At 71.1% G+C, this 23,983-nt stretch carries 27 protein-coding genes; 11 read left to right on the top strand and 16 right to left on the bottom strand.

Annotation, left to right across the window (positions count from 1 at the left end; genetic code table 11):
- Positions 1-257: 257 nt before the first annotated feature.
- From OKJ99_RS35155 to OKJ99_RS35135, 5 genes are all read right to left on the bottom strand, one after another.
- On the bottom strand, positions 258-740 hold the full coding sequence (locus tag OKJ99_RS35155) for a hypothetical protein (RefSeq protein ID WP_326022315.1): 483 nt from the start codon (positions 738-740) through the stop codon (positions 258-260).
- A gap of 44 nt (positions 741-784) precedes the next feature.
- Positions 785-1,690 carry a glycosyltransferase family 2 protein gene (locus tag OKJ99_RS35150; protein WP_326022313.1) on the bottom strand — a complete coding sequence of 302 codons (906 nt, stop codon included), beginning with the start codon at positions 1,688-1,690 and terminating at the stop codon, positions 785-787.
- A 47-nt stretch (positions 1,691-1,737) separates the two neighbouring features.
- The gene (locus OKJ99_RS35145) at positions 1,738-2,706 is read right to left on the bottom strand and encodes a GrpB family protein (protein WP_326022312.1); all 969 of its coding nucleotides are present in this window, start codon (positions 2,704-2,706) and stop codon (positions 1,738-1,740) included.
- A gap of 11 nt (positions 2,707-2,717) precedes the next feature.
- Positions 2,718-3,281, bottom strand: coding sequence for a DoxX family protein (locus OKJ99_RS35140; RefSeq protein ID WP_326022311.1), 564 nt, complete (start codon positions 3,279-3,281; stop codon positions 2,718-2,720).
- A 101-nt stretch (positions 3,282-3,382) separates the two neighbouring features.
- Positions 3,383-4,153 (bottom strand): SDR family oxidoreductase, encoded by a 771-nt coding sequence (locus tag OKJ99_RS35135; RefSeq protein WP_326022309.1) that lies wholly within the window; start codon positions 4,151-4,153, stop codon positions 3,383-3,385.
- Between the two features lie 109 nt (positions 4,154-4,262).
- Between OKJ99_RS35135 and OKJ99_RS35130 the strand changes: the two genes are divergently transcribed.
- Positions 4,263-5,894 (top strand): alkaline phosphatase D family protein, encoded by a 1,632-nt coding sequence (locus OKJ99_RS35130; RefSeq protein WP_326022308.1) that lies wholly within the window; start codon positions 4,263-4,265, stop codon positions 5,892-5,894.
- Between the two features lie 9 nt (positions 5,895-5,903).
- Here the strand turns inward: OKJ99_RS35130 and OKJ99_RS35125 are convergent, their stop codons facing one another.
- Positions 5,904-6,896: a Gfo/Idh/MocA family protein gene (locus tag OKJ99_RS35125; RefSeq protein ID WP_326022307.1), complete on the bottom strand. Its 993-nt coding sequence runs from the start codon at positions 6,894-6,896 to the stop codon at positions 5,904-5,906.
- Between the two features lie 106 nt (positions 6,897-7,002).
- Between OKJ99_RS35125 and OKJ99_RS35120 the strand changes: the two genes are divergently transcribed.
- Genes OKJ99_RS35120 through OKJ99_RS35110 form a run of 3 tightly spaced genes read left to right on the top strand, consistent with a single transcriptional unit; the run spans position 7,003 to position 10,490 of the window.
- On the top strand, positions 7,003-8,325 hold the full coding sequence (locus OKJ99_RS35120) for a multidrug effflux MFS transporter (protein ID WP_326022306.1): 1,323 nt from the start codon (positions 7,003-7,005) through the stop codon (positions 8,323-8,325).
- The gene (locus tag OKJ99_RS35115) at positions 8,322-9,455 is read left to right on the top strand and encodes a serine hydrolase domain-containing protein (protein WP_326022321.1); all 1,134 of its coding nucleotides are present in this window, start codon (positions 8,322-8,324) and stop codon (positions 9,453-9,455) included. Before OKJ99_RS35120 ends, OKJ99_RS35115 begins: the two co-directional genes overlap by 4 nt.
- A gap of 42 nt (positions 9,456-9,497) precedes the next feature.
- Positions 9,498-10,490: a small ribosomal subunit Rsm22 family protein gene (locus OKJ99_RS35110; protein ID WP_326022305.1), complete on the top strand. Its 993-nt coding sequence runs from the start codon at positions 9,498-9,500 to the stop codon at positions 10,488-10,490.
- A gap of 86 nt (positions 10,491-10,576) precedes the next feature.
- Here OKJ99_RS35110 and ddaH read toward each other — a convergent pair whose 3' ends face one another.
- Both ddaH and OKJ99_RS35100 read right to left on the bottom strand, forming a co-directional pair.
- On the bottom strand, positions 10,577-11,419 hold the full coding sequence (ddaH, locus tag OKJ99_RS35105) for a dimethylargininase (protein ID WP_407700824.1): 843 nt from the start codon (positions 11,417-11,419) through the stop codon (positions 10,577-10,579).
- A 99-nt stretch (positions 11,420-11,518) separates the two neighbouring features.
- Entirely contained in the window at positions 11,519-11,704 is a 186-nt protein-coding gene (locus tag OKJ99_RS35100) for a DUF6243 family protein (RefSeq protein WP_326022304.1), read from the bottom strand.
- 137 nt (positions 11,705-11,841) lie between these two features.
- Here OKJ99_RS35100 and OKJ99_RS35095 point away from each other — a divergent pair, with 137 nt between their 5' ends.
- Both OKJ99_RS35095 and OKJ99_RS35090 read left to right on the top strand, forming a co-directional pair.
- Positions 11,842-12,510, top strand: a complete 669-nt coding sequence (locus OKJ99_RS35095; RefSeq protein WP_326022303.1) for a TetR/AcrR family transcriptional regulator — start codon at positions 11,842-11,844, stop codon at positions 12,508-12,510.
- Positions 12,511-12,650: 140 nt separating this feature from the next.
- A complete protein-coding gene (locus tag OKJ99_RS35090) occupies positions 12,651-13,403 on the top strand; it encodes a bifunctional DNA primase/polymerase (RefSeq protein WP_326022302.1) in 753 nt (250 codons plus the stop codon).
- 72 nt (positions 13,404-13,475) lie between these two features.
- On the opposite strand, the gene OKJ99_RS35085 is transcribed toward OKJ99_RS35090, so the two are convergent.
- The 4 genes from OKJ99_RS35085 to efeO are packed head-to-tail and all read right to left on the bottom strand — an operon-like array spanning position 13,476 to position 17,834.
- Positions 13,476-14,456 carry a hypothetical protein gene (locus OKJ99_RS35085; RefSeq protein ID WP_326022301.1) on the bottom strand — a complete coding sequence of 327 codons (981 nt, stop codon included), beginning with the start codon at positions 14,454-14,456 and terminating at the stop codon, positions 13,476-13,478.
- Between the two features lie 49 nt (positions 14,457-14,505).
- Entirely contained in the window at positions 14,506-15,351 is an 846-nt protein-coding gene (gene efeU, locus OKJ99_RS35080) for an iron uptake transporter permease EfeU (RefSeq protein ID WP_326022300.1), read from the bottom strand.
- 6 nt (positions 15,352-15,357) lie between these two features.
- Entirely contained in the window at positions 15,358-16,629 is a 1,272-nt protein-coding gene (gene efeB, locus OKJ99_RS35075; RefSeq protein WP_326022299.1) for an iron uptake transporter deferrochelatase/peroxidase subunit, read from the bottom strand.
- A 59-nt stretch (positions 16,630-16,688) separates the two neighbouring features.
- Positions 16,689-17,834: an iron uptake system protein EfeO gene (efeO, locus tag OKJ99_RS35070; protein WP_326022298.1), complete on the bottom strand. Its 1,146-nt coding sequence runs from the start codon at positions 17,832-17,834 to the stop codon at positions 16,689-16,691.
- Between the two features lie 163 nt (positions 17,835-17,997).
- Between efeO and OKJ99_RS35065 the strand changes: the two genes are divergently transcribed.
- On the top strand, positions 17,998-18,648 hold the full coding sequence (locus tag OKJ99_RS35065; RefSeq protein WP_326022297.1) for a PhzF family phenazine biosynthesis protein: 651 nt from the start codon (positions 17,998-18,000) through the stop codon (positions 18,646-18,648).
- Positions 18,649-18,792: 144 nt separating this feature from the next.
- Here OKJ99_RS35065 and OKJ99_RS35060 read toward each other — a convergent pair whose 3' ends face one another.
- Positions 18,793-19,443, bottom strand: coding sequence for a biliverdin-producing heme oxygenase (locus OKJ99_RS35060; RefSeq protein WP_326022296.1), 651 nt, complete (start codon positions 19,441-19,443; stop codon positions 18,793-18,795).
- 117 nt (positions 19,444-19,560) lie between these two features.
- Positions 19,561-20,433, bottom strand: coding sequence for a type I methionyl aminopeptidase (gene map / locus OKJ99_RS35055; RefSeq protein ID WP_326022295.1), 873 nt, complete (start codon positions 20,431-20,433; stop codon positions 19,561-19,563).
- 57 nt (positions 20,434-20,490) lie between these two features.
- On the opposite strand from map, the gene OKJ99_RS35050 reads away from it, so the two are divergent.
- Entirely contained in the window at positions 20,491-20,715 is a 225-nt protein-coding gene (locus OKJ99_RS35050; protein ID WP_326022318.1) for a hypothetical protein, read from the top strand.
- A gap of 43 nt (positions 20,716-20,758) precedes the next feature.
- Here the strand turns inward: OKJ99_RS35050 and OKJ99_RS35045 are convergent, their stop codons facing one another.
- Complete coding sequence (locus OKJ99_RS35045; protein WP_326022293.1) at positions 20,759-21,370, bottom strand: hypothetical protein; 612 nt, start codon at positions 21,368-21,370, stop codon at positions 20,759-20,761.
- 93 nt (positions 21,371-21,463) lie between these two features.
- Between OKJ99_RS35045 and npdG the strand changes: the two genes are divergently transcribed.
- Both npdG and OKJ99_RS35035 read left to right on the top strand, forming a co-directional pair.
- Complete coding sequence (gene npdG / locus OKJ99_RS35040; RefSeq protein WP_326022291.1) at positions 21,464-22,177, top strand: NADPH-dependent F420 reductase; 714 nt, start codon at positions 21,464-21,466, stop codon at positions 22,175-22,177.
- A gap of 86 nt (positions 22,178-22,263) precedes the next feature.
- Positions 22,264-22,464: a hypothetical protein gene (locus tag OKJ99_RS35035; protein WP_326022290.1), complete on the top strand. Its 201-nt coding sequence runs from the start codon at positions 22,264-22,266 to the stop codon at positions 22,462-22,464.
- Here the strand turns inward: OKJ99_RS35035 and OKJ99_RS35030 are convergent.
- Positions 22,454-23,254: a site-2 protease family protein gene (locus OKJ99_RS35030; RefSeq protein ID WP_326022289.1), complete on the bottom strand. Its 801-nt coding sequence runs from the start codon at positions 23,252-23,254 to the stop codon at positions 22,454-22,456. The genes OKJ99_RS35035 and OKJ99_RS35030 overlap by 11 nt on opposite strands.
- Positions 23,255-23,378: 124 nt before the next feature.
- Here OKJ99_RS35030 and OKJ99_RS35025 point away from each other — a divergent pair, with 124 nt between their 5' ends.
- Entirely contained in the window at positions 23,379-23,981 is a 603-nt protein-coding gene (locus OKJ99_RS35025; RefSeq protein WP_326022288.1) for a DUF6578 domain-containing protein, read from the top strand.
- The last annotated feature ends 2 nt before the right edge of the window (positions 23,982-23,983 follow it).

Raw genomic sequence — 23,983 nt, 5'->3', positions numbered from 1 at the left:
TCCGGTGCTGGACCGGCACCTGCACCACCTGCGGCCAACCACTCACCAGAACCAGAACCTAACGAAGCACTACTAGGGCCCTTCTGACGGATCTTGCCGGAGTCGCGGGCCCTGGCACGCACATCTGCCGCGTTGTCGTCGGTTGCCAACGCTCCGCGTTGTCGCCCTCCTCCGCCTTGCAGCTGCACGCACCAGCCCCCACTCGCGGAGCCGAAGAATGCGGCCTCCCGGGACCAGCCTGATCCGTCAGAAGGGCCCTAGGCGACCGTGTTCACGTGGGGGCGGGACGCCGCGATGAACTCGTGCATGAGGCCGCGCGACTCGTCGCGTATGACGCGGAGTTCCTCACGGTCGTCGGCTGTGGTGATGCGGTCGACGGAGGCCATCGCATCCTGGGCGAGCGCGGTCAGCGGCGGGGACTCGGTGAGCAGTTCGACACGGAACATCGCCTCCATGGCCGCCGCCCTCAACCGATAGGCCTCACGGCGCAGTTCGTGTACGTCGGCCGTCTCGCCGGGCCGGTCGACGTGCTCGGGGAACCAGCGGTCCAGCTGCCCCCGCCGGTAGTTGGCGAGCGCGCCGCCGAACGCGCAGTAGGCGTCGATGCGTTCCTGGCGGAGCCGCTCCGCGCGGGCGAAGTCCTGCCCGCGGGCGGCCGTGCGGCTCTGCAGTACGTGGCTCAGGGTGGCGCCCAGGAGGGTCCCGAGAACCGCGATGACACTGGTGGCGACGACAATCATGGGGCCAGCGAAGCATCTGCGTGCGGGTGCCGACCCCCGTACGGTCAGATCAGCGGCGGGCGGCCGAGCCGCGTCATCCGCCACACCGTCCGCCAGCGCATCGGGCGGCGCTCACCGGCGGAGGCGCGCAGGCCCTCCGCGAAGCCGCCCGCCCAGGCGCGCAGGCCGCCGAGCGACCTCGTACGCAGCAGGGTGATCCCGGTCCACACCGCCAGGTACAGCGGGATCAGCGGGAGGGGGAGGCGGCGGCGGGCCAGCCACACCCGGTTCCGGGCGGTCATCCGGTGGTAGACGGCGTGCCGGGCCGGGGACGTCTTCGGGTGCTGGAGCAGCAGCGACGGCTCGTACAGCACCTTCCATCCGGCATCCAGCGCGCGCCACGCGAGATCGGTCTCCTCGTGGGTGAAGAAGAAGTCGGCGGGCCAGTCGCCGGTCTCGTCGAGCATCTTCATCGAGAAGCCGTGGGCGCCACCGAGGAACGCGGTGACGAGGCCCCGCTTCATCGGGTCCTTGGCGCGCAGGCGCGGCACATGGCGGCGCTGGGTCTCGCCGAGCTCGTCGGCGATGCGGAAGCCGACGACGCCGAGCTCGGGATCCTCGGCGTACAGCCGCTGGATGGTGGAGAACACGTCGGCGTCGACGAGCAGCCCGTCGTCGTCCAGCTCCACGACCACGTCCACGTCGCCGAACTCGCGCAGCCGGGCGAGGGCGACGTTGCGGCCGCCGGGGCAGCCGAGGTTGTCGTCCAGCTCGACGGTCGTGACCTCGAACGGGTAGCCGGGGTAGGCGGGCAGCGGTGTCCCGTTGCCGATCAGGACGACGCGGGCCGGCACCGCATCCTGCTTCGCCACCGATTCCAGGAGGGCGTCCACGTCCTTGGGCCGATTGCCCATGGTGACGATGGCCACACCCAGGCGCGGGAGTTCGGTGCTTCGGTGCCTGTCAGTCATGGCGGCGATGGTAGCCGTTCACCTTGTACGCCCTGCCCGCGCGGGGTTCACGCGTGCGGGCGCCAGCCGGTGGCCGCCGCCCACTGCTCCGCGACGACCGCGACCAGGTCGACGACGGGGTCCTTCACGTCGGCGTACGTGCCGGTGTCCGGGACGTTCTCGGCGAGTACGCACTTGAAGCGCGCGTACGCCGGGACCGCGTCCGGTGTGGCCCGCAACCAGTCCCGGAACAGCAGCGCGAGCCGTTCGTTCGGCGAACCCGCCCTGCGGACATGCAGATTGACGGCCGACGCGGCACCGCCCCGGCGCGACCAGAAGCGCTTCGCCCAGTCACCCGGATCCTCGCCCGCCTCGCGCCCGGCCGGCACATGGTCGCGCACATACGGCGAGCGCACGAAGCCGAGCGCGGCCAGCGGCGCCTCGAAGGCATCCGCGGCCTCGTCCAGATCGGCGACGCTCACCTGCACGTCGTAGACGTCCTTGGCGGCCATGCCGGCTACGGCCGTCGAGCCGATGTGATCGACGCACAGCGCCAACGGTCCAAGTTCCGCACCCAGTTGCGCGCACAGCTCCCGACCGCCCCGCGCCCATCCGGGTACGTGCGGGACGACGACGGGCTTCTCGTGCTCGGGCATCTCGGACTCATTCGCGGGGCGGGGGCGGGCAGCGGATCGGGGCTCCAGCGAACGCTCCGCCACCTTCGCCACGTGCGCGTGCAGCGCACCCCGCGGATCCGGTGTCAGGGTGCCGAGGGCGACCAGTGCCGTCACGACCACGTCGCACAGCTCCGACTCGACGTCGGCCCAAGAGTGGCTGACGCCCTTGCGCGGGTTCTGGCCGATCGCGCCGATCACCGCCTCGGAGACCTCGCCGACCTCCTCCGAGAGCTTCAGCATCCGCAGGAGGAGGGCCTCTTGGGGCGGGCGGGCGTTGTGGGTGTCGAGCCAGGCGCGCAGGCGGTCGATGGTCGTCCACAGGTCGCTGTCGCTGTTGTTGTTGGCGTCGTTCGTCGTCACGGACGACGACGTTATTCCTCTTCCTTCTCGTCCTGCCGCGCGGCCACCTGCTTGTTGCGGGACGCCACCACGGCCACCGCCGCCGCGCCCGCCCCGACGAGCGCCGCCGGCACCATCCAGTGCCGGTCAAGGGCGTGGCCGAGCGCGTGGTCGAGGGAGTAGCGGCCCGCGCCGGTCACCGCGAGGCCCGCCGAGACGAAGCCGAGGAACGCCGCGTACTCGTAGCCGCCGTTCTGTGCGAAGAAGCCGTTCGGGGCGTGCACCGCGGCCGCGCCGGCCATGGTCCCGGCGGCGGCCGCCCCGCCCACCGGCGTCGCGAGCCCGAGCGCGAGCAGCGCCCCGCCGCCCGCCTCCCCGAGCCCGGCGGCGATGGCGCTCGCCTTCGGCGGGTGGTACCCCATGGCCTCCATGCCGGCGGCCGTGCCGGACACCCCGCCACCACCGAACCAGCCGAGGAGTTTCTGCGCGCCGTGCGCGGCGAGCACCCCGCCGGTGCCGACGCGCAGCGCGAGCAGCCCGAGATCGAGCCGTCCGGAGCGGGACTTACGAGACGTACGAAAGCGTGAGCAGGTCATGACTTCACCGTCCGGCACTGGTCCGGCCCGCACCCGGTGCGCGGGCCCGTTCGAGTGACCCTAGTCCAGTGGATCAAGCCCGCATACCGGACCGTGGGACGTCAGCCCCGGCCGATGTACGGCATGTTCGTCGCCAGTACCGTCGCGAACTGGACGTTCGCCTCCAGCGGCAGCTCCGCCATGTGCCGCACCGTGCGGCCCACGTCCGCGACGTCCATCACCGGCTCGGCCGCCAGGTCCCCGTTCGCCTGCGGGATGCCGCGCTGCATGACCTCGGTCATGTCGGTCGCCGCGTTGCCGATGTCGATCTGGCCGCAGGCGATCCGGTAGGGGCGGCCGTCCAGGGAGAGCGACTTCGTCAGGCCGGTCAGGGCGTGCTTCGTCGTCGTGTACGCGATCGAGCGCGGGCGCGGCGCGTGCGCCGAGATGGAGCCGTTGTTGATGATCCGGCCGCCTCGCGGGTCCTGCTCCTTCATCTGCCGGAACGCCGCCTGGGCGCACAGGAACGCCCCGTTGAGGTTGACGTCGACGACCTGTCGCCACGCGTCGTAATCCAGGTCCTCGATGCCCACGCCGCCGGGGCCGAACGTGCCCGCGTTGTTGAAGAGCAGGTCGAGGCGGCCGAACCGGTCCCGGACGGTGGCGAAGAGGGCCGCCACGGCCTCGGCGTCCGACACGTCGGCGCGGACCACGAGGGAGTCGGCGTCCGGGGCGAGCGCCGCGGTCGCCTCCAGGGTCTCGGTGCGGCGGCCCGCGAGGGCCACGCGCCAGCCCGCGTGCAGCAGTTCGAGGGCGACGGCCCGGCCGATGCCGGAGCCCGCGCCGGTGACGACGGCGGTGCGCGAAACCGGGTCCGTTTGCGAAGCGTTCATGAGGCCGCAGCGTACGGGTCGTGCGGCCACGCGGAGATCATCGATCCGCCATGTGGCTGTTGTGTACGTGACAGTCCACGGTCGTCCCGGGCCACTGCAATAACGCTTCATGCCTCACATACCGCAGCACGCAGCCGAACTCCGTGTCGCGGCCCAGCACTTGGGCCGCAGAAGATTCCTGACCGTCACCGGCGCCGCCGCCGCGCTCGCCTTCGCGACCAACCTGCCGACCGCGGGCACCGCGGCCGCCGCCGAGCTCGACGCCCGGAAGATCAAGAGCGACCCGTTCACGCTCGGCATCGCCTCCGGCGACCCCCTCCCCGACTCCGTGCTGCTGTGGACACGGCTCGCCCCGTCCCCGTACGAGACCGGCAGCGGGCTGCCCGCCGCCCGCGTCGACGTGGCGTGGGAGCTGGCGCTCGACGAGCGGTTCCGGCGGGTCATCAGGCGCGGCACCGCCACCGCGCACCCCGAGTACAACCACACCGTGCACGTCGAGGTCGACAAGCTCGCCGCCGGGCGCGTGTACTACTACCGCTTCCGCGTGGGGAGTTGGGTGAGCACGACGGGCCGCACCCGCACCGCGCCCGCGATCGGCGCGAAGACCTCCGCGCTCACCCTCGCCGCCGTGTCCTGCCAGGCGTACCACGACGGGTACTACACCGCGTACAAGCACCTGGCCGAGGACGACGTCGATGTCGTCCTCCACCTCGGCGACTACCTCTACGAGTACGCCGTCACCTCCGCCGGCGGCGCCCGGAACTACACCGACCGCGTCCTGCCCGACGTCTTCAACCGGGAGACCACGACGCTGGAGGACTACCGGCTGCGGTACGCCCTCTACAAGAGCGACGAGAACCTGCGTGCCGCGCACGCCGCGCACCCCTTCGTCGTCACCTGGGACGACCACGAGACCGAGAACAACTACGCGGGCGACACCGACGAGAACGGCAACCCTCCCGAGGAGTTCCTGCTGCGCCGCGCCTCCGCGTACCGCGCGTACTGGGAGAACCAGCCGCTGCGCCGCCCCCAGACCCCGAGCGGCCCCGACATGCGGCTCTACCGGCGGCTGCACTGGGGCCGGCTCGCCCAGTTCGACATCCTCGACACCCGCCAGTACCGCACCGACCAGGCCAACGGCGACGGCTGGAAGACGCCGACGCCCGAGTCCGAGGCCGCCTCGCAGACGCTGCCCGGCTTCACCCAGGAGCGCTGGCTGACCGACGGCTGGCGCGACTCGCGGGCACTGTGGAACGTGGTGCCGCAGCAGGTCACGTTCTCCCGCCGGAACAACGCGGTCGAGGGCAACACGACGCTCTCCATGGACTCCTGGGACGGCTACCCGGCCTCCCGCGAGCGGATCCTCAAGGGCGCGGAGGCGGCCCGCGTCGAGAACCTGATGGTCCTCACCGGCGACGTCCACGTCTCGTACGCCATGGACATCAAGCGGGACGCCGACGACCAGGGCTCGCGCACGGTGGGCACCGAGATCGTGACGACCTCGATCACCAGCGGCAAGGACGGCTCCGCCAAGCCGTCCAACTGGGCCGGGTACCTCGCCCGTAACCCGCACATGAAGCACTACAACGGTCAGCGCGGCTACGCGACCGTGGAGTTGGGCCAGGAGGCGGCGCGGACCGACTTCAAGACGGTGTCCGCGGTGACCACGCCGGGGGCGGCCCTCACCACGGCGGCCTCGTTCGTGACGGCCGTGGGGGAGCCGGGGCTCAAGCCCGCGTAACCCCGACTGTCACTCGCCGGGATAGCGGACGCCGACCCGTTCCCTGACGGCGTCGAGCGTCCGCATCACGGCGAGCGAACCCTCCAGCGGCACCAGCGGCGACTCCGTGTCGCCCGTCCGGACCCGCCGCATCACCTCGATCGCCTCGTGCCGCATCGAATCGCGCGGCCCGTCCTCGGGCGCCGCCACGAACTCCTCCGGATCCCGCCCGTCCCGGTGCAGCACGAACCGCTCCGGGTAGAAGAACCCGCCAGGCACATCGATCCGCCCGGCGGAACCGGTCACCGAAGCGGTCACGCCCGTACCGGCGTTGATCGCACAGTGCAGCAGCGCCCGCGCCCCGCTGTCCCACGAGAGCAGCATCCCGGTCTGGAGGTCGACGCCCTCGTCGGAGAGCTGCGCGGACGCCGTCACGGCGGAGGGCTCCCCGAGCAGCAGCTGCGCGAACGACACCGGATACACCCCGAGATCCAGGAGCGCGCCGCCGCCCTGCGCGGGGTCACGCAGCCGGTGCGCGGGCGGGAAGGGTCCTGCGAGCCCGAAGTCGGCCTGCACCGTGCGCACTTCACCGATCGCCCCGTCGTCGACGAGCGCCTTCAGCCGCCGCACCAGCGGATGGCAGTACATCCACATGGCCTCCATCAGGAACACGCCCCGCGAGCGCGCGAGCGTCACCAGCTCCGCCGCCTCCCGCGCGTTCAGCGCGAACGCCTTCTCGCACAGCACCGCGCGCCCCGCCTCCAGGCAGAGCCCGGCGGCCTCCCGGTGCGCGGCGTGCGGCGTCGCGACGTACACGACATCCACATCCTCGTCCGCCGCGAGCGAGGCCCAGTCGCCGTAGGCCCGCTCGATCCCGAACCGCTCCGCGAACACCTTCGCGGAGGCCTCCTTGCGCGAGGCCACCGCCACCACTTCGGCGTCCGGCAGATCCAGCAGATCGGCCGTGAACGACGCGGCGATCCCACCCGTCGCGAGGATTCCCCAGCGCACCCGCTCTGTCATCGTGCCCACCCGCTTCACAAATTGGTCTCAACCGCACCGCCGAGCTGAGAGCATAGGGAATCGCACAGGTGGCCGGGAGAGGCGAAGGGAAACGAGGGGCAGCGGGATGAAGGACAGCGGATGTTCCACCGGGAGCACCACGGGGGAGGACACGACCGGTGAGGTCCGTGCCGCGACCCCAACGCCCGTTCCCAGGGCGGTGGTCGGGGCCGGCGCGAGCCTCCTCGTCACCTTCATCCTCGGCGGGCTGACCGCCGTACCGCCGCTCTCCATGGACATGTACCTCCCGGCCCTGCCGGAGGTCACCGAGGTGCTGCACACCTCCGCCGCCACCGCCCAGCTCACCCTCACCGCGTGCCTGACCGGCATGGCGCTCGGGCAGCTCGTGGTCGGCCCGATGAGCGACAAGTGGGGCCGCCGCAGACCGCTGATCGTCAGCCTGCTGATCTACATCGTGGCCACCGCGATCTGCGCCTTCGCGCCGAACGCCACCCTGCTCATCGCCTTCCGGCTGATGCAGGGGCTCGCGGGCTCGGCGGGCATCGTGATCGCCCGAGCCGTGGTCCGCGACCTCTACGACGGCGTCGCGATGGCCCGGTTCTTCTCCTCGCTGATGCTGATCTCCGGCATCGCCCCGATCGTCGCGCCGCTGATCGGCGGCCAGGTGCTGCGGTTCACCGACTGGCGCGGCGTCTTCGTCGTGCTCACCGGCATCGGCATCGCGCTCACCGCCGTCGTGTGGAAGCTCCTGCCGGAGACCCTCGCGCCGGAGCGGCGGCACAGCGGCGGCACCGGGGAGGCGCTGCGCACGATGCGCGGCCTGCTCGCCGACCGCGTCTTCCTCGGCTACACGGTCGTCGGCGGCTTCGCGTTCGCGGCGCTCTTCGCCTACGTATCGGCCTCCCCGTTCGTGATCCAGGAGATCTACGGGGCGTCCCCGCAGACGTTCAGCCTTCTCTTCGGGCTCAACTCGGTCGGCCTGATCGCCGTCGGCCAGCTCAACGGCAAGGTGCTCGTCGGGCGGGTCAACCTCGACAAGGTGCTCGGCATCGGCCTCACCCTGGTCGTCCTCGCCGCCGCCTTCCTCCTCCTGGCCGCGACCGGCGTCTTCGGAACGCCCGAGGAACTCGGCCTCGCCCCCGTCGCGGCGGGCCTCTTCGTCCTCATGGCCTGCATGGCCCTGACCACGCCCAACACCAACGCCCTCGCTCTCATGCGCACCCCGCACGCGGCGGGCTCCGCGTCCGCGCTGCTCGGCACGTCCTCGTTCCTGATCGGCGCGATCGCCTCCCCGCTCGTCGGCATCGCGGGCGAGCACACGGCGGTCCCGATGGCGCTGGTCCAGCTCGTCTGCGGAATCGTCGCGGCGCTCGCCTTCGTGACCCTGTGCCGCCCCTGGCAGCGGCGCGCGGCGGGTGAGCAGCGCTGAACGCGCCGAGACTGCGCCACGACACCCCCGAGCGGGCAGGGCTCGACGCGGAGCAGCTCGCCGGGCTCCGCTCCGATGTCCGCCGGCTGCCCGAGGGGGCGCGGCCCTGGTGCGCCGGGGTCGTCGCGCTCGCGGGGCGCGGACCGGTGATCGCGGTGGAGGCGGCGCACGGCTGGGCGGCGCGCTACGCGTCGTACGACGAGGTGACGGACACGGGAATCGAGCTGCCGCCCGAGGCCCGCGCGGCGATGACGGTGGACACCCCCTTCGACCTGGCCTCGCTCACCAAGCTCTTCACCTCGATCGCCGCCGTGCAGCAGATCGAGCGCGGCAGACTCGGCATCGACGCGAAGGTCGCCGCCTACGTCCCCGAGTTCACGGCCGCCGCCCGGTACGGCACCACGGTCCGCGAACTGCTCACCCACACCTCGGGCCTGCGCCCCGAACTCCCGCTGTACGAGGTCCCGTACGCCGAGAACGCAGCCGCGAGGATGGCGATGCTGCGCGCGGAGGAGCCCTCGTCACCACCGGGCGACCATCTGTACTCGGACCTGAACATGCTGCTCCTCCAGCACGTCCTCGAGCGCATCACGGACCACCCCCTCGACGTCCTGATCCACGAGGGCATCACCCGCCCCCTCGGCATGACCGCCACGTCGTACGGGCCGCGCCCCGACGCCGCCGCGACCGAGGACCAGCGCCGCCCCTGGGCGAAGGCCGACCGGGGCATGCTGCGCGGCGAGGTGCACGACGAGAACGCCTGGGCGCTCGGCGGCGTGGCCGGTCACGCGGGCCTCTTCTCGACGGCATACGACCTGGCCATCCTCTGCCGCACCCTCCTCACCGGCGGCTCCTACGGCACGGCCCGCATCCTCGGCCCCGACTTCGTCGACCTGATGCTGACCCCGCCCGGCCTCGGCTTCCACCTCGACCAGTCGTGGTTCATGGGCGAACTGGCGGGCCGCGGCGCGGCGGGCCACACCGGTTTCACGGGGACGTCCCTGGTGATCGACCCGGCGACCGACACGTTCCTGATCCTGCTCGCCAACACCGTGCACCCCCGCCGCCGCGGCCCCGCCAACGGGCCACGGGTGGCGGCGGCGAACCGGGTGGCGAGGGCCGTGGTCTGACGCGGACCCGTGAGCACCGCCGGCGCTCCGTAGAATCACGGGGTGAACGCCCCGCTCCAGTCGACCTCCGACACCCTCCGGTCCACCCTTGCCGCGCTCCTCGACGGCCTCCCGCCCACGCAGGCGGCGAAGGCCGTCGAACGGCTCATCGCGAACTACCGGGGGACCACCCCGACCGACGCCCCGATCCTGCGCGAGCGGGCCGACGTCGTGGCGTACGCGGCGTACCGGATGCCGGCCACGTTCGAGGCGGTGCGCTCCGCGTTCGACGCGCTCGACGCCGCGGCCGACTGGCGGCCCGCCGGGCACCTCGACATCGGGGGCGGCACGGGCGCGGCCGTGTGGGCGGCGCAGGACGTGTGGCCGGGGGAGCGGGCCACGACGGTCGTCGACTGGTCGCAGCCCGCGCTCGACCTCGGCCGTGAACTGGCCGCGACCGAGGCCGTGTTGTCGGACTCCGTGCGGTGGGAGCGGGGGCGGATCGGGGTGCACGACACGCCGGAGGCCGACCTCGTCACCGTCTCGTACGTGCTCAAGGAGCTGACGGAGGGGGACCGCGGGGTCGTCGTCGACGCCGCCGCGCGGGCCGCCACCGGCGCCGTGGTGATCATCGAGCCCGGCACCCCGGACGGCTACGCCCGCGTCATCGAGGCCCGGGACCGGCTCATCGCCGCCGGGTTCCACATCGCCGCGCCCTGCCCGCACAGCGCCGCCTGCCCCATCGTGCCCGGCACGGACTGGTGCCACTTCTCGGCGCGGGTCGCCCGCTCCTCGCTGCACCGCCAGGTCAAGGGCGGCTCCCTCGCGTACGAGGACGAGAAGTTCGCCTACGTCGCCGCGACGCGCTTCGCTCCGACACCCGCGCCGGCACGGGTGGTCCGCAAACCCCAGACCCGCAAGGGCCAGGTCCTCCTCGACCTCTGCGAGCCGGAGGGGGCCCTGACCCGAACGACGGTGACCAAGAAACACGGAGCCGCATACCGCGAGGCCCGGAACGTGGAGTGGGGGGACGGGTGGGGCGGCGATTCTCTTTAAGCCCCTGCGGCGATTGAGCAGCGGGGTCCGGGGCGGAGCCCCCTGGCCTCACCCCGGGAGCCGCCTGCTCAATCGCCGCAGGGGCTTCAAGGGCGAAGCTCAAGCGTGCAGCACTTCACGCTCCCGCCCCCCTTCAACAACTCACCCAGATCCATCCCCACCGGCACGAACCCCCGCTCCCGGAGCGGCCCGAACAACCCCACCGCCCCCTGCGGCAGCACCACGTTCCGGCCGTCCGACACCGCGTTGAGGCCGAAGGCCACCGCATCCGCCTCCGAGGCGATCAGCGCGTCGGGGAACATCCGCCGCAGCACCGCCCGGCTCCCGGGCGAGAACGCCGCCGGGTAGTACATGACCGTGCCCTCAGCGTCGCCCGCGTCGTCCAGGACCGCGAGCGCCGTGTCCAGGTGGTAGAAGCGGGGGTCGATCAGGTCGAGGCCGATCACCGGACGGCCGAAGCGTTCCTGCGCCTCCCCGTGGGACAGCGGCGAGGCCCGGAAGCCACGCCCCGCGAGCACGTACGAGGCGGTGACGGCGAAGTCGCCCTCGCCCTCGTTGACGTGGACGGGCTCGTGGACCTCGGCGTAGCCGTGCGCCCGGAACCACTCCAGGTGCGCGGCGGCCTCGGCCTCCCGCTCCCGGTGTGCGAACCGGGCGCCGAGCACCCGGCCGTCCACCACGGTCGCGCCGTTCGCCGCGAACACCATGTCCGGAAGGCCGGGCCGCGGGTCGAGCACCTCGACGGTGTGGCCGAGAGCGCGGTAGCGGCCGACCAGGTCCTCCCACTGGGCGACCGCGAGCGGGACGTCGACGGGTTTCGCCGGGTCCATCCACGGGTTGATCGAGTACGTGACCTTGAAGTGTGCCGGTGGGCACATGAGATAGCGCCGGGGTGTGGCGCGGCGTTCGACAAGGCGCGGATTACGCAATGAGGGCTCCTCCGACCGCAGGGCTGGGTGAAGCCCATGGTGCGGTCGGAGGAGCCCTCGGGGCTGTGAACCGAACGGGTGGTTCACGGCTGGTTCTGATCACGACGCGTCGGGCGTGCCGCGCTTCTCCTGCAGTTTGCGCAGGAGCTCACGCTTCTGCGCCACGGGGTCGGGGCCCCCGCCGCCGACGCGTCCACCGCGGCCGCCGCCGCGCATCGCCTTGCGGGACATGTTGCTGCGGCCGCCGCCGACGCCCAGCATGCCGCCTGCTCCACCTCGGGTCATGGTCGTACTCCTTGAGTCATTGCGACGATACGTATCGTCTCGTTTCGTTGACGTGCTCCACTGTGGGCGAGACGGTCCGTCTTGTCAAGGTGTTACGAGACGGGACGTCTCGGCTCGCTCGCTGCTACATTCGAACCATGTCAGCCACGAAGAGCCAGTCGGCGAAGAAGGCCGCCCCCGACGCCGCCCGCCGCAGCGAACGCTCCCGCCGCGCGATCTACGACGCCGCCCTCTCCCTCGTAGGGGAGATCGGCTACCCGCGCACCACCATCGAGGGCATCGCCGCCCGCGCAGGCGTCGGTAAGCAGACGATCTACCGGTGGTGGGGATCGAAGGCCGAGGTCCTGATGGAGGCCTTCATCGACCTCAACGAACGCAACACGGAAGTCGCCGCCGAGCGGCACCCCGGTTACCCGGGCGACCCGGCCGTCCTGCCCGACTCCGGCGACATCGAGGCCGACTTCAAGCTGCTGCTGCACGCCACCGTCGACGTGCTCAAGGACCCCGTGTTCGAGGCCCCGGCCCGCGCGCTCGCCGCCGAGGGCCTGGCCGACCGCGCGTTCTCCGAGGCGTTCGTCGCCAGGCTGCTCATGCCGGGACTCGACCTGTACGCCGACCGGCTGCGCGCCGCGCAGGAGGCCGGACAGGTCCGCACGGAGGTCGACCCGACGATCGCCCGCGACCTGTTCTCCGGGCCGCTCGCCCAGCGCTGGCTGCAGAACACCGGACCGCTCGACCACGCGTACGCGGACACGATCGTCGAGTACGCCCTCTACGGGATCGGCGCCCGCCCTCCCCGCTCCTAGAACCCGCCCCCGCGCGCCCTCACATACCCCGGATGTGGACTGTGGCCACCCGAAGCGCAGGATGGTGGGACACTTTTGGTCCAAGGTTCATCCGGACTCGGCACGACAGCAGTGGCTCGACGGCGATGGTGAGGGGATTGATGGGCGCGGAGCAGGATCGCCGATTCGGCGGGCGGAGCGGTACGGCGGGGCGTACGACGGGCGGCCTGATCTCACGGTGGCTGAGGGCCGCGCGCGGCCCGAAGGACACCGCGGCCGCCGACGCGGCCCGTGAGGACCAGCTCTTCGCCGCTGCCGCCGCCGGACTGCCGCTCGCCCCGGCCGCGTACCCCTCCGACTACCGATGTTCGTGCAACCGCGTCGGCTGTCCGACCCCCGGCAGGCACCCCGTCTCCTTCGCCTGGCAGACCCAGTCCACGACGGACCGCGCGCAGATCGAGCGCTGGGCGAGGCATCAGCCGCTGGCCAACTTCATCACCTCGACGGGCATGGTCCACGACGTCCTCGACGTCCCGCTGGAGGCGGGCCACGAGGCGCTGGAGCGGCTCCTTGCCGCCGGGATCGAGGTCGGTCCCGTCGCCGAGTCCGGCGGCGACCGCATCCTCTTCTTCACGGCGACGCGGGGGACGCCGGACGAGGAGGACGAGTGGTGGCCCTGCGAGCTGGACTGTCACCCCGAGACCATGGACGAGCATCCCGGGCTGCGGTGGCACTGCCGTGGGTCGTACGTTCTGGTGCCGCCGGCGCGGTTGCCCGGTGAGCGGGAGGTGTTCTGGGTGCGGGGGCCCGAGCATCCGCTTCCCGATCCGCTGACGTTGCTGGAATCGCTGACGGATGCGTGTGCGCGGTATGTGGGGGCGGAGGAGCCGGACTACACGTCGGCCTGGCCCTGATCAAGCCTCGTCTTTGGACGAGAGCCCGCGGGGTCCGGGGCAGAGCCCCGGGACCGCAACGACGGATGACCGTTAGTTGCCTTCGGCGGTGGTGATCCCCTCCACACGGGAGACCACGTTCACCTTGCCCGACGTACCCGGAGGGTCGATCGCCGCCTGGCCGGAGACGTAGCCGTACATCGCCGACTGCTTGGGCTCGCCCTTCATCAGCGCCTTCACGTCCGGCCCGATCGCCGGGAGGTTGCTGCCGGGGAACGCGGTCAGCTTCTCGTAGCGGCGGGTCGTGAAGAAGACGAGGGCGCCGCCGTTCTCGGTGCGCAGGGCCACGGGGGCGTAGTCGCCCGAGTTGAGGGACTCGTCGATGAACTGCGTGGTGAGGCCGGGCCGCGAGTCGATCTTCTCGCGGGTCTGGCGCCAGCGCGTCGTGTGCAGGCCCGGGGCGTAGCCGTCCCCGCCCTTCTTGAGGTACTGGATGTACTTCTTGCCCATGTCCTTCGGACGCTGCGCGAGACCCGACGCGTCCGGGGCGACGGACTCGGCCCAACCGTCCTTGTCCTGCTTGAACTTGGGGACCGTGCCGTTGCGGAACAGCGACAGGTACGAGACCGCCCACGGCGCGTTCTCGGCGTTCCGGGTGAAGACCATCACCCAGCGGTAGCCGGGGACCCGCGTGGTCTCCGAGTTCGTCACGAACCAGCGCGGCCAGCCCGCCTTCTTCGGCACCGTGACCTGGGTGTCGGTGAGCTTCAGCGGCACGTGCTTCGGGTTGCCGTTCGGGTTGAGCGCGCGGCCGGCCTTCAGCTTCGCCGCGTCGATCGCGCCGAGCGCCCCGGTGACGTACTTCGCGTCGGCGTCGGCGTCGTACGTCTTCTCCGCCTTGTTGTACGCGTCCACGAAGGTGTCGACGGCGCGCGCCGCCTGCCCCTTCGTGGTCGACGGGACGATCTCCAGCTCGCCGTGCACGGTCACACAGCCGCTCGCGGTGAGGGACAGCACGACCGCGGCCGCCGCCGCTGCGACCGGTCGGCCGATCCTGTTCCTGGCCTCGCTCATGACGTTCGATTCACCTTCCGCTCCCCGGCCCCATGCACGGGCCCGAACCCTACCGGGAAGAGGAGGCCCGCACTGCCGCGACCCTGCGGGAAAACAGCCCGGGAGGCGCGAAGAACAGGGCGAGAGTGGGGACAAGGTAGACGAACCAGACGGTTACCTGCAGAACCGTCGGGTCGGGCTGGAAGTTGAAGACGCCCTTCAGGAGCGTGCCGAGCCAGCCGTCCGGGGAGATCGTGGAACTGATGTCGAAGGCCAGGTTGTTGAGGCCGCCGATGAAGTCGGCCTCCTGGAGGTCGTGGACGCCGTACGCGAGGACGCCCGCCGCCACGACGACCAGCATGCCGCCGGTCCACGTGAAGAACTTCGCCAGGTTGATGCGGAGCGCGCCCCGGTAGAACAGCCAGCCGAGGACCACCGCCGTGGCGAGCCCGAGCAGCGCGCCGATCACCGGGTCCGTCGTGCCGTTGCTGGTGGCGTGCACCGCCGTCCACACGAACAGGGAGGTCTCCAGGCCCTCTCGGCCCACCGCGAGGAACGCCGTCACGACCAGCGCCGCCGTGCCCATCCGCAGGGCACTGTCCAGCTTGCCGTGCAGCTCCGTCTTCAGATGCCGGGCCGTGCGCCGCATCCAGAAGACCATCCACGTCACCAGGCCCACAGCGATGATCGACAGCGAACCGCCGAGCGCCTCCTGTGCCTGGAACGTCAGCTCCTGCGAGCCGAACTCCAGGCCCGCGCCGAACCCGAGCGACACGAGGACGGCGACCCCGACCCCCGCCCACACCGGCTTCAGGGCGTCCCTGCGCTCCGTCTTCACCAGGTACGCGACGAGGATGCAGACGATGAGGCTGGCTTCCAGGCCCTCGCGCAGTCCGATCAAGTAGTTCGCGAACATCGCTTCTCACGCCTCCGTCTGCTCGAAGAGGCCGCGGCCCCACCAGTCACTGCCGTCCCGCACTCCCGGCGGCACCGCGAACACCGCCGAACCGACGTGCTGGATGTACTCGTTGAGGGCGTCGGTCGCCAGGCTGCGCTGCACCGGGATGAACCCCTTGCGCACGTCCTTCTGGTACGCGAGGAAGAACAGGCCCGCGTCGAGCCGGCCGAGCCCGTCCGTGCCGTCGGTGAACGAGTAGCCGCGACGCAGCAGCGTCGCCCCGTGATTGGTGTCGGGGTGCGCGAGCCGCACGTGCGCGTCCGGCTTCATAGCCTTCAGGAACGGCTCGTCGCGCTCCTTCGCCTTGCCGACCGGCGCGCCTTCGCCCTTGTCCCGGCCGAACACGTCCTCCTGCTCCTGCAGCGACGTACGGTCCCAGGTCTCGACGTTCATCCGGATCCGGCGGGCGACCAGATACGAACCGCCCTCCATCCAGTCGGCGTCCGAAGCGTCCACCCAGACGTGCTTGGCGAGGCGGTCCTTCTCGGTGCCCGCGATATTGCGGGTGCCGTCCTTGAAGCCCATGAGGTTACGGGGGGTCTGCGCGTCCGGCGTCGTCGACGACGTCTTGCCGAAGCCGAGCTGCGACCAGCGGATGGCGACCTTGCCCATGCCGATCCGGGCGAGGTTGCGGATGGCGTGCACGGCGACCTGCGGGTCGTCGGCGCAGGCCTGTACGCACAGATCGCCGCCGCTGCGGGTCTTCTCCAGGTTCTCGCCGGGGAACTTCGGCAGGTCGACGAGCGCGTCCGGACGCTTGTCGGCGATGCCGAGGGCCTTCCCGTGCTTATCGAAGAGGGAGGGGCCGAAGCCGATCGTCAGCGTGAGCCGGGACGGTTGCAGCCCCAGCGCCTCGCCCGTGTCGTCCGGCGGCGCCTCGACGAGCCCGCCGTACGCGCCCTCACCGACGGTGCGCCCCTCGGTCATCCGCGCGGCGGCCTTCGTCCAGTCCTTCAGGAGCTGCACGAACTCCTCGCGGTCGGTGGTCTTCACGTCGAACGCCGCGAAGTGCAGCCGGTCCTGCACCGCCGTGGCGATCCCGGCCTGATGCGCGCCGTGGAACGGCACCGCGCCGCCCGCTTCGCCCGCGGGCTGCATGTCCGAGCCGTCGTCGGAGCGGGCCAGGGCGACGGCGCCACCCGCGGCGGCGGCGCCGAGCGCGAGCCCGGCGCCGCCGACGGCGAGCAGGGAACGCCGGGACGGGGAAGGGGAGTTGGAGGTCTCGTCGTCAGTCATGGCGACCCTCTTCTCGTGGTGCGTGTGCACGTGTACGGCTGACGGCTGCGTGGCGACGGCTACTTGACGACCGCTGCCGCCAGCTTCGACAGCGGCTCCGCCAGCGCGTTGACCGCGTCGGACAGCTCCTTCTGGTCCGCCTTGCCGACCTTGTCGTAGGAGGTGAACTCGTAGCCCTGCTTGCCCTCGCGGTACTTGTCGAGCAACTCGTCCAGCGCGGCGAACTGCTTGTCCAGCTCCTTGGCCAGCGCGGCGTCGTTCTTCGACGCGACCGGCTTGAGCAGCTCGTACGCCTTCTCCGCGCCCTCGACGTTGGCCTTGAAGTCGACGAGGTCGGTGTGCGAGTAGCGCTCCTCCTCGCCGGTGACCTTGCCGGTGGCGACCTCGTCGAGCAGCTCCTTGGCGCCGTTGGCCATGGAGGTGGGCGTGATCTCCGCCTTGCCGACGCGCTGCTGCCAGTCCTTGAGGTCCTTGTCGAGCCGATCGGCGAGCCCCTTCTCCTCCTTGCCGATCTTCTTGTCCTTCCAGAGCGCCTTCTCCAGGCGGTGCCAGCCGGTCCACTTCTGGCCCTCTTCGAGGCCGTCGGCCCGCACGTCGACCTTCGGGTCGATGTCACCGAAGGACTCGGCGACCGGCTCGGTGCGCTCCCAGCCGATGCGCGAGGGGGCGTACGCCTTCTTGGCGGCGTCGAGGTCGCCGTCGCGGACGGCGTCGGTGAACGTCTTCACCTTCGGCAGCGTCTCGTCGGCCTGCGCCTGGGTGTACTGGCGGTAGGCGGCGACGGCGGCGTCGAGCCGCGGGTCCCGCTTCACGGTGCTCTTGCCGCCGGTCACCTGCACGTCCTGGCGGTGGCCCTTGCCCTTCATGCCGGGGATGCAGGCGATGCGGTAGTCGCCGCTCTTCACCTCGGCGGTGAGGCTGTGCCTGGTGCCGGGGCCGATGTTCTCGCGCTCGGAGACGATCCGGTCGTCCGGGAAGAGGATCTCGACCTCGGTGACCCGGGACCCCTTGTTCTCGACCGCCAACTCCACGTGGCCCGCCGGGAACTGCTTCTTCGAGACCTTGCAGCTGTCGTCGTCGGCGGTCACCTTGATCGCACCGGAACCGGCGCTCTTGGCGTCGCTCTTCTGCGTGCAGCCGGTGACCGCGGTCAGGGCGGCCACCGCGGCGACGGCGGTGGAAACGGTGAGTCGGGCGGCTCGCATGCGGGCTCCAAGACGTACAGCGGTGACACGGGGGGTGCACAGACACCGGGGCAACTAAGGCCGACCTAACTTATATGAGGCTTACCTCAGTACCGCCCATGGCCAAGTCAGGGAAAGGTCAAGGGCTGGTCAAGCGTCGGGTGTCGCGTGGTTGACTGCCGCCATGAACGAGTACGGCATCGAGTACGACGTGGTGCGCGTCTTCTGCGGCCCCGGCGGCCGCGAGGGCAACGCGCTGGGCGTGGTCCGCGACGGTTCCCGCATCCCCGACCAGGACGAACGCCAGGCCTTCGCCGTCACGTTGGGCTTCAGCGAGACCGTCTTCGTCGACGACCCCGAGCGTGGCGTCATCGACATCTACACGCCGACCGCGCGCCTGCCGTTCGCCGGACACCCCTGCGTCGGCACGGCCTGGCTGCTCGACGTGCCGGAACTCGTCGTGCCCGCGGGTGTCGTCGGGGCGCGCCAGGACGGCGAGTTCAGCTGGATCGTGGCGCGTGCGGAGTGGGCGCCCGGCCGTACGTTGCGGCAGTACGGCTCCGCCGCCGAGGTGGACGCGCTGCCGGTTCCTCCGGAGGGCGAGTGGATCTACGCGTGGGCCTGGGAGGACGAGGCGGCGGGCCGGGTCAGGACCCGCGGCTTCCCCGGCCGCGGTGACGGCATCGTGGAGGACGAGGCGACGGGGGCGGCGGCGCTGGCACTGACCGGCCACCTCGACCGATCACTGAACATCCGCCAGGGCCGCGGCTCCCAAATCCTCACGGCTCCCCTGCCGGGGGGCCTGGTGGAGGTGGGCGGCCGGGTCCGCCTGTGACGCCCACCCGCACGGGGCTCTGCCCCGGACCCCGCGCCTCAATCGCCGGCGGGGCTTGATTCGGTCTGTTCAAGCCCCTGCGGCGATTGAGCAGCGGGGTCCGGGGCGGAGCCCCGAGGCCGCAACGCCGCTACGGCTCAACGATCACGCGGCCGACCGAAACTCCTCACCCAGCCCCCGAAACACCCCGGTATTCAAGGCGAACGCCGCCTTGCACTCCGCCACCACCCGCTGCTTCTCCAACTCGTCCACCCCGATCGCGTCAAGAAGCTCGCGGTAGTGCCGCTTGAACGCCGCGGGATTGGTCACGCCCTCGAAAACGTAGAACCGCACCCCGTCCCCCTTGCGCGCGAAGCCCCACGTCTTCTCCGCCTTGTCGCGGATGATCTGCCCGCCCGAGAGGTCGCCGAGATAGCGCGTGTAGTGGTGCGCCACATACCCGCCCGGCCAGGACGCCGCACACTCCGCGACCCGCTCCGCGTACGCCCGCGTCTGCGGTAGCGCGGAGACGGTCTCCCGCCAGTCCGGCCCCCGCAGATGCGCGAGGTCGCGCTCCAGCTCGGGTACGCGCAGCAGCTCCGGCTGGATGAAGGGCCCGGCCACCGGATCGTCGGCAAGGCTCCCGGCACCGTCCTCAAGTGCCCGGTACACGAACCACAGTTGCTCCGTGTACCGCGCGTACGCGTCCACGCCGAGCCGCCCGCCGAGCAGGTCACCCATGAACGTCGACGTCTCCGCCTCCGTGTGCTGCTCGTGCGAAGCGGTGCGGATCAGGGTGGAGAACGGGGTGTCCATCGGGCGGCCTCCGGGTTTCCGACAAGCTGTCGGTAAAAGCGTACCCAGCGACGCGATCAAGGGAACGTAAAAGCAGAAAACCGGAAGACGGAGACCGCGGCGGATCGCGGCAGACCGCTACGGCAGCGTGAGGATCTCCGCGCCGCTCTCCGTGACCACCAGTGTGTGCTCGAACTGCGCGGTCCGCTTGCGGTCCTTCGTGACGACGGTCCAGCCGTCCTCCCACATGTCGTACTCGTACGTGCCGAGCGTGAGCATCGGCTCGATCGTGAACGTCATGCCGGTCTTGATCACGGTCGTGGCCTGCGGGGAGTCGTAGTGCGGGACGATCAGGCCGCTGTGGAAGGACGAGTTGATGCCGTGGCCCGTGAAGTCGCGCACGACTCCGTAGCCGAAACGCTTGGCGTACGACTCGATGACCCGGCCGATGATGTTGATCTGGCGCCCCGGCTTGACCGCCTTGATGGCGCGATCGAGGGACTCACGAGTCCGCTCGACGAGCAGCCTCGACTCGTCGTCCACGTCGCCCACCAGATACGTGGCGTTGTTGTCGCCGTGCACACCGCCGATGTACGCGGTGACGTCGAGGTTGACGATGTCGCCGTCCTTCAGGACGGTCGAGTCCGGGATGCCGTGGCAGATGACCTCGTTGACGCTCGTGCACAGCGACTTCTGGAAGCCCCGGTAGCCGAGCGTGGACGGGTACGCGCCGTGGTCGCACATGTACTCGTGCGCGATCCGGTCCAACTCGTCCGTGGTGACACCCGGGGCGATCGCCTTCGCCGCCTCCGCCATGGCCTGCGCCGCGATCCGTCCGGCGATCCGCATCGCCTCGACGGTCTCCGGGGTCTGCACCTCGGGGCCCGTGTACGGGGTCGGCGCGGGCTTGCCGACGTACTCGGGTCGCCGGATGTTCCCGGGTACGGAGCGGACGGGGGAGATCTCCCCCGGAACGAGCAGGGTGGGCGAAGCTTGCGACTGGCCAGACATGCCAGCGAGTGTAACGAGCGCGGGTGGGGGAGCATGGCGGGGACGAGAGGAGCCGCCGTGGCGCTGTTCAAGAAGCGAACCGTCGGAAAGCCGGGCGAGTGGTACTACTGCCTGGAGCACAAGAAGGTCGAGGAGGGGCCGGAGTGCCCCAACAAGGACCGCTTCGGCCCCTACGCCTCCCGCGAGGAGGCCCAGCACGCGATGGACACCGCGAGGGAACGAAACCTGGAGTGGGAGACGGACCCGAACTGGCACGACAAATCAAGCCCCCCCGGCGATTGAGGGGCGGGGTCCGGGGCAGAGCCCCGCGCGGGTGACCGACACATCACCACCGCGCGGGCGGCGGCGCCGTCAAGTGATCCGCAAGCCGCGACAACCGATCACGAAACCCCCGCCGCCCCCGCGGAGCAGCCGCCGCGTTCTCCCCGGCCGCCGCACTGACCAGATGCTGCACCGTGTCGAGATCGAGGTCCGTGTCGCCGGGAACGCTCAGCCCGTCGTGGGCCATGGCATGCAGATCCGCACCGCCGGAGGCCTCCGCGTCGAGCGCCAGGATCGTCGCCCCCGCGCGGCGCGCGTCATGCACCCGCTCCAACAGCGGGGCACCCGGCTCGGTCGGCGTGACCACGAGAAGCGTCTCACCGCGCCGCGCCGCTTCGAGCCGGCCGAGGCCGACGGCCAGGTGCGCGGGGTCGTCCGGGCGCGCCGCGTGCCGCACGAGAGTGGGGGCGAGCTCGGGCGTACCGGACCAGGCCGCCTCGTCGACCAGATGGGCCGCCAGATGCCACGGCTCGTACGTCGGCGTGCCCACGAGGAGGAGCCCGCCGCCGTGCGCGCCGACCGAGGAGCGCAGCGCCCCGGCGAAGCGACGGGTCGCGGAGGGCCACTCGGTTCCGGCGAGTACCTCGCGCAGCAGTGCTACTCGTACGGCGTCCATGGGGGTGCATGGTGCCTCAAGTGGTGGGCCCGTTCGTCTCGTTCGAGGGAAGTCCGTCCGTACGAGCCACATACCCTTGAGTAGGGTCGCTGCATGACCTCTACCGAAAGCAGCCGGAGCGGCCAGAAGGCCCCGGCCAAGGACCCCTGGGACCTGCCCGACGTGTCCGGCCTCGTCGTCGGTGTTCTCGGCGGGACGGGACCGCAGGGCAAGGGACTCGCGTACCGCTTCGCCCGTGCGGGCCAGAAGGTGATCCTCGGGTCCCGGGCCGCCGAGCGCGCGCAGGCCGCCGCGGACGAGCTCGGCCTCGGCATCGAGGGCGCCGACAACGCGGAGTGCGCCCGCCGCAGCGACATCGTGATCGTCGCGGTGCCGTGGGACGGCCACGGCGCCACCCTCGAAGCCCTGCGCGAGGACCTCGCCGGCAAGCTCGTCGTCGACTGCGTCAACCCGCTCGGCTTCGACAAGAAGGGCGCGTACGCCCTGAAGCCGGAGGAGGGGAGCGCGGCGGAACAGGCCGCGGCGCTGCTCCCGGACTCGCGGGTCACGGCCGCCTTCCACCACCTGTCGGCCGTCCTGCTCATCGACCCGGAGGTCGAGGAGATCGACACCGACGTCATGGTCCTCGGCGAGGAGCGCGCCGACGTGGAGCTCGTCCAGGCGCTCGCCGGGCGCGTGGCGGGCATGCGCGGCATCTTCTCGGGCCGGCTGCGCAACGCCCACCAGGTCGAGTCCCTGGTCGCGAACCTGATCTCGGTGAACCGCCGCTACAAGGCGCACGCGGGGCTGCGCGTCACGGACGTATGACGGACGTATAGCCGCGTTCCGGCCCCGGTGGGGCATGGGGGACACTGGTCGACGAAACACCGCCGTCCGCATTGGAGCCGCCCCCCATGCCCCGCATCGCACTGTTCTCCCTGGTCGTCTGCGCCCTGGCCGCCGTGGCGGCCGTGGTCTCCTTCGTCGAGGGCAGCTTCCTCGGGATCGTGTGGGTGCTGATCGCGGGCGTCACGTCGAACATGTCGTGGTTCTACCTGCGCAGGGCGAAGGCCGAGAAGCAGGCGGCGAAGGCGCAGGCCGCGCCTACTGCGTGAACGTCGAGATCTCCGGGGTGCCCTGCCAGAACCGGTAGAACTGCAGACCCCAGTACGTGTCCCACTCGTGCACCCCGAGCGCGCCCAGCACCCAGTCGACCGCGTCGAAGAACCACTGGTTGATGTCCGGGATCCACAGCACGGCGAACACGGCGAGCAGACCGAACGGCGCGAACGGCTCGACCTGCCGCCTGATCTTCTGCGACAGCCAGGGCTCGATCACCCCGTACCCGTCGAGGCCCGGTACGGGAAGGAAGTTCAGGATCGCCGCGGTCACCTGGAGCAGGGCGAGGAACCCGAGCGCGTAACGGAAGGTGTCCGGCACCCCGTCCAGCGCGTCCAGCCAGAACGGCGCCGTGCACACGATCGCGAACAGTACGTTCGTCAGCGGGCCCGCCGCCGAGATCAGGCTGTGCCGCCAGCGCCCCCGGATCCGCCCCCGCTCGATGAAGACGGCGCCACCGGGCAGGCCGATCCCGCCCATGATCACGAAGAGCACGGGCAGCACGATGCTGAGCAGGGCGTGTGTGTACTTCAGCGGGTTCAGGGTCAGATAGCCCTTCGCGCCGATCGAGATGTCGCCGCTGTGCAGGGCCGTGCGCGCGTGCGCGTATTCGTGCAGACAGAGTGAGACGACCCAGGCGCCCGTCACGAACAGGAAGACGGCGAAGCCGGGCTGGGACGCGAAGTCCGTCCACACCGCCCAGCCGGCCACCGCCGTGATCGCGGCGATGCCGAGGAAGACGGGGCTGATCCTGTTGTCGCCGCGACGGGATGTGGCGGTGGTCATGGGGTGGGGCTCCTGAGGTCGCTGATCCGGCGGGTGTGGCGTCCCTGAACGTACCTGCCGTAGTACCCGCCGTACGAGGTAAACGTGTCGCGCGCGGACCGGAGTTCCGGACAGGGTGGGGCCCATGGCGATCTGGAACGTCTGGTACGAGGACTGGCAGATGGAGTGCTGCGGCACGCCGTTCTCCGTGGGGGACGAGGTGGAGTGGCCGCTGGTGCTCCGGGGCGGAGCGGACGGGGAGGACTGGGAGTTGTACGTGAGTGTGGTGGAGGGGGACGTCGAGGCCGAGCCCTTCGGGGAGCCGGAGGAGTCGGAGGAGTCGGAGGAGTTGGAGGGGCTTGAGGATCTGGACGATGACGACCCGGATGACGACGGGAGGCGGCCCGTGCTGTTGCGTACGGACGACGGGCTCGCCGCAGGGTGGGCCTGCCCCGCTCCACCGCCTGCACGGGCCCGCGCCGTCGGTCTGCTGACCGTCGAGCGGCACGGTGGCGAGTGGGTTCGTACCCGAGGGCGCGTGCGGTCCGTGCATGTGGTGAGCCACGTGTACGAAGAGACGGCCACGGGGTCGCGGATGTACGAGCGGGTGCCGGGGGAGCGGTCGCTGCGCGCCGTGGAGACCTGCCCGAAATGGTTCACCGGCGACGATCCCACCTGGCGGAAGGACGGCGTCCTCGTCGCACTTGAGGTCCTCGGCGACGGGGCCGCGAGGCAGCAGGGACAATAGGC

The sequence above is a fragment of the Streptomyces endophyticus genome, assembly GCF_035798155.1.
GTDB classification, from domain to species: Bacteria; Actinomycetota; Actinomycetes; order Streptomycetales; family Streptomycetaceae; genus Streptomyces; species Streptomyces endophyticus.
The sequence above is the reverse complement of the archived record's forward strand: the minus strand, read 5'-3'. Positions and strand labels throughout refer to the sequence as shown.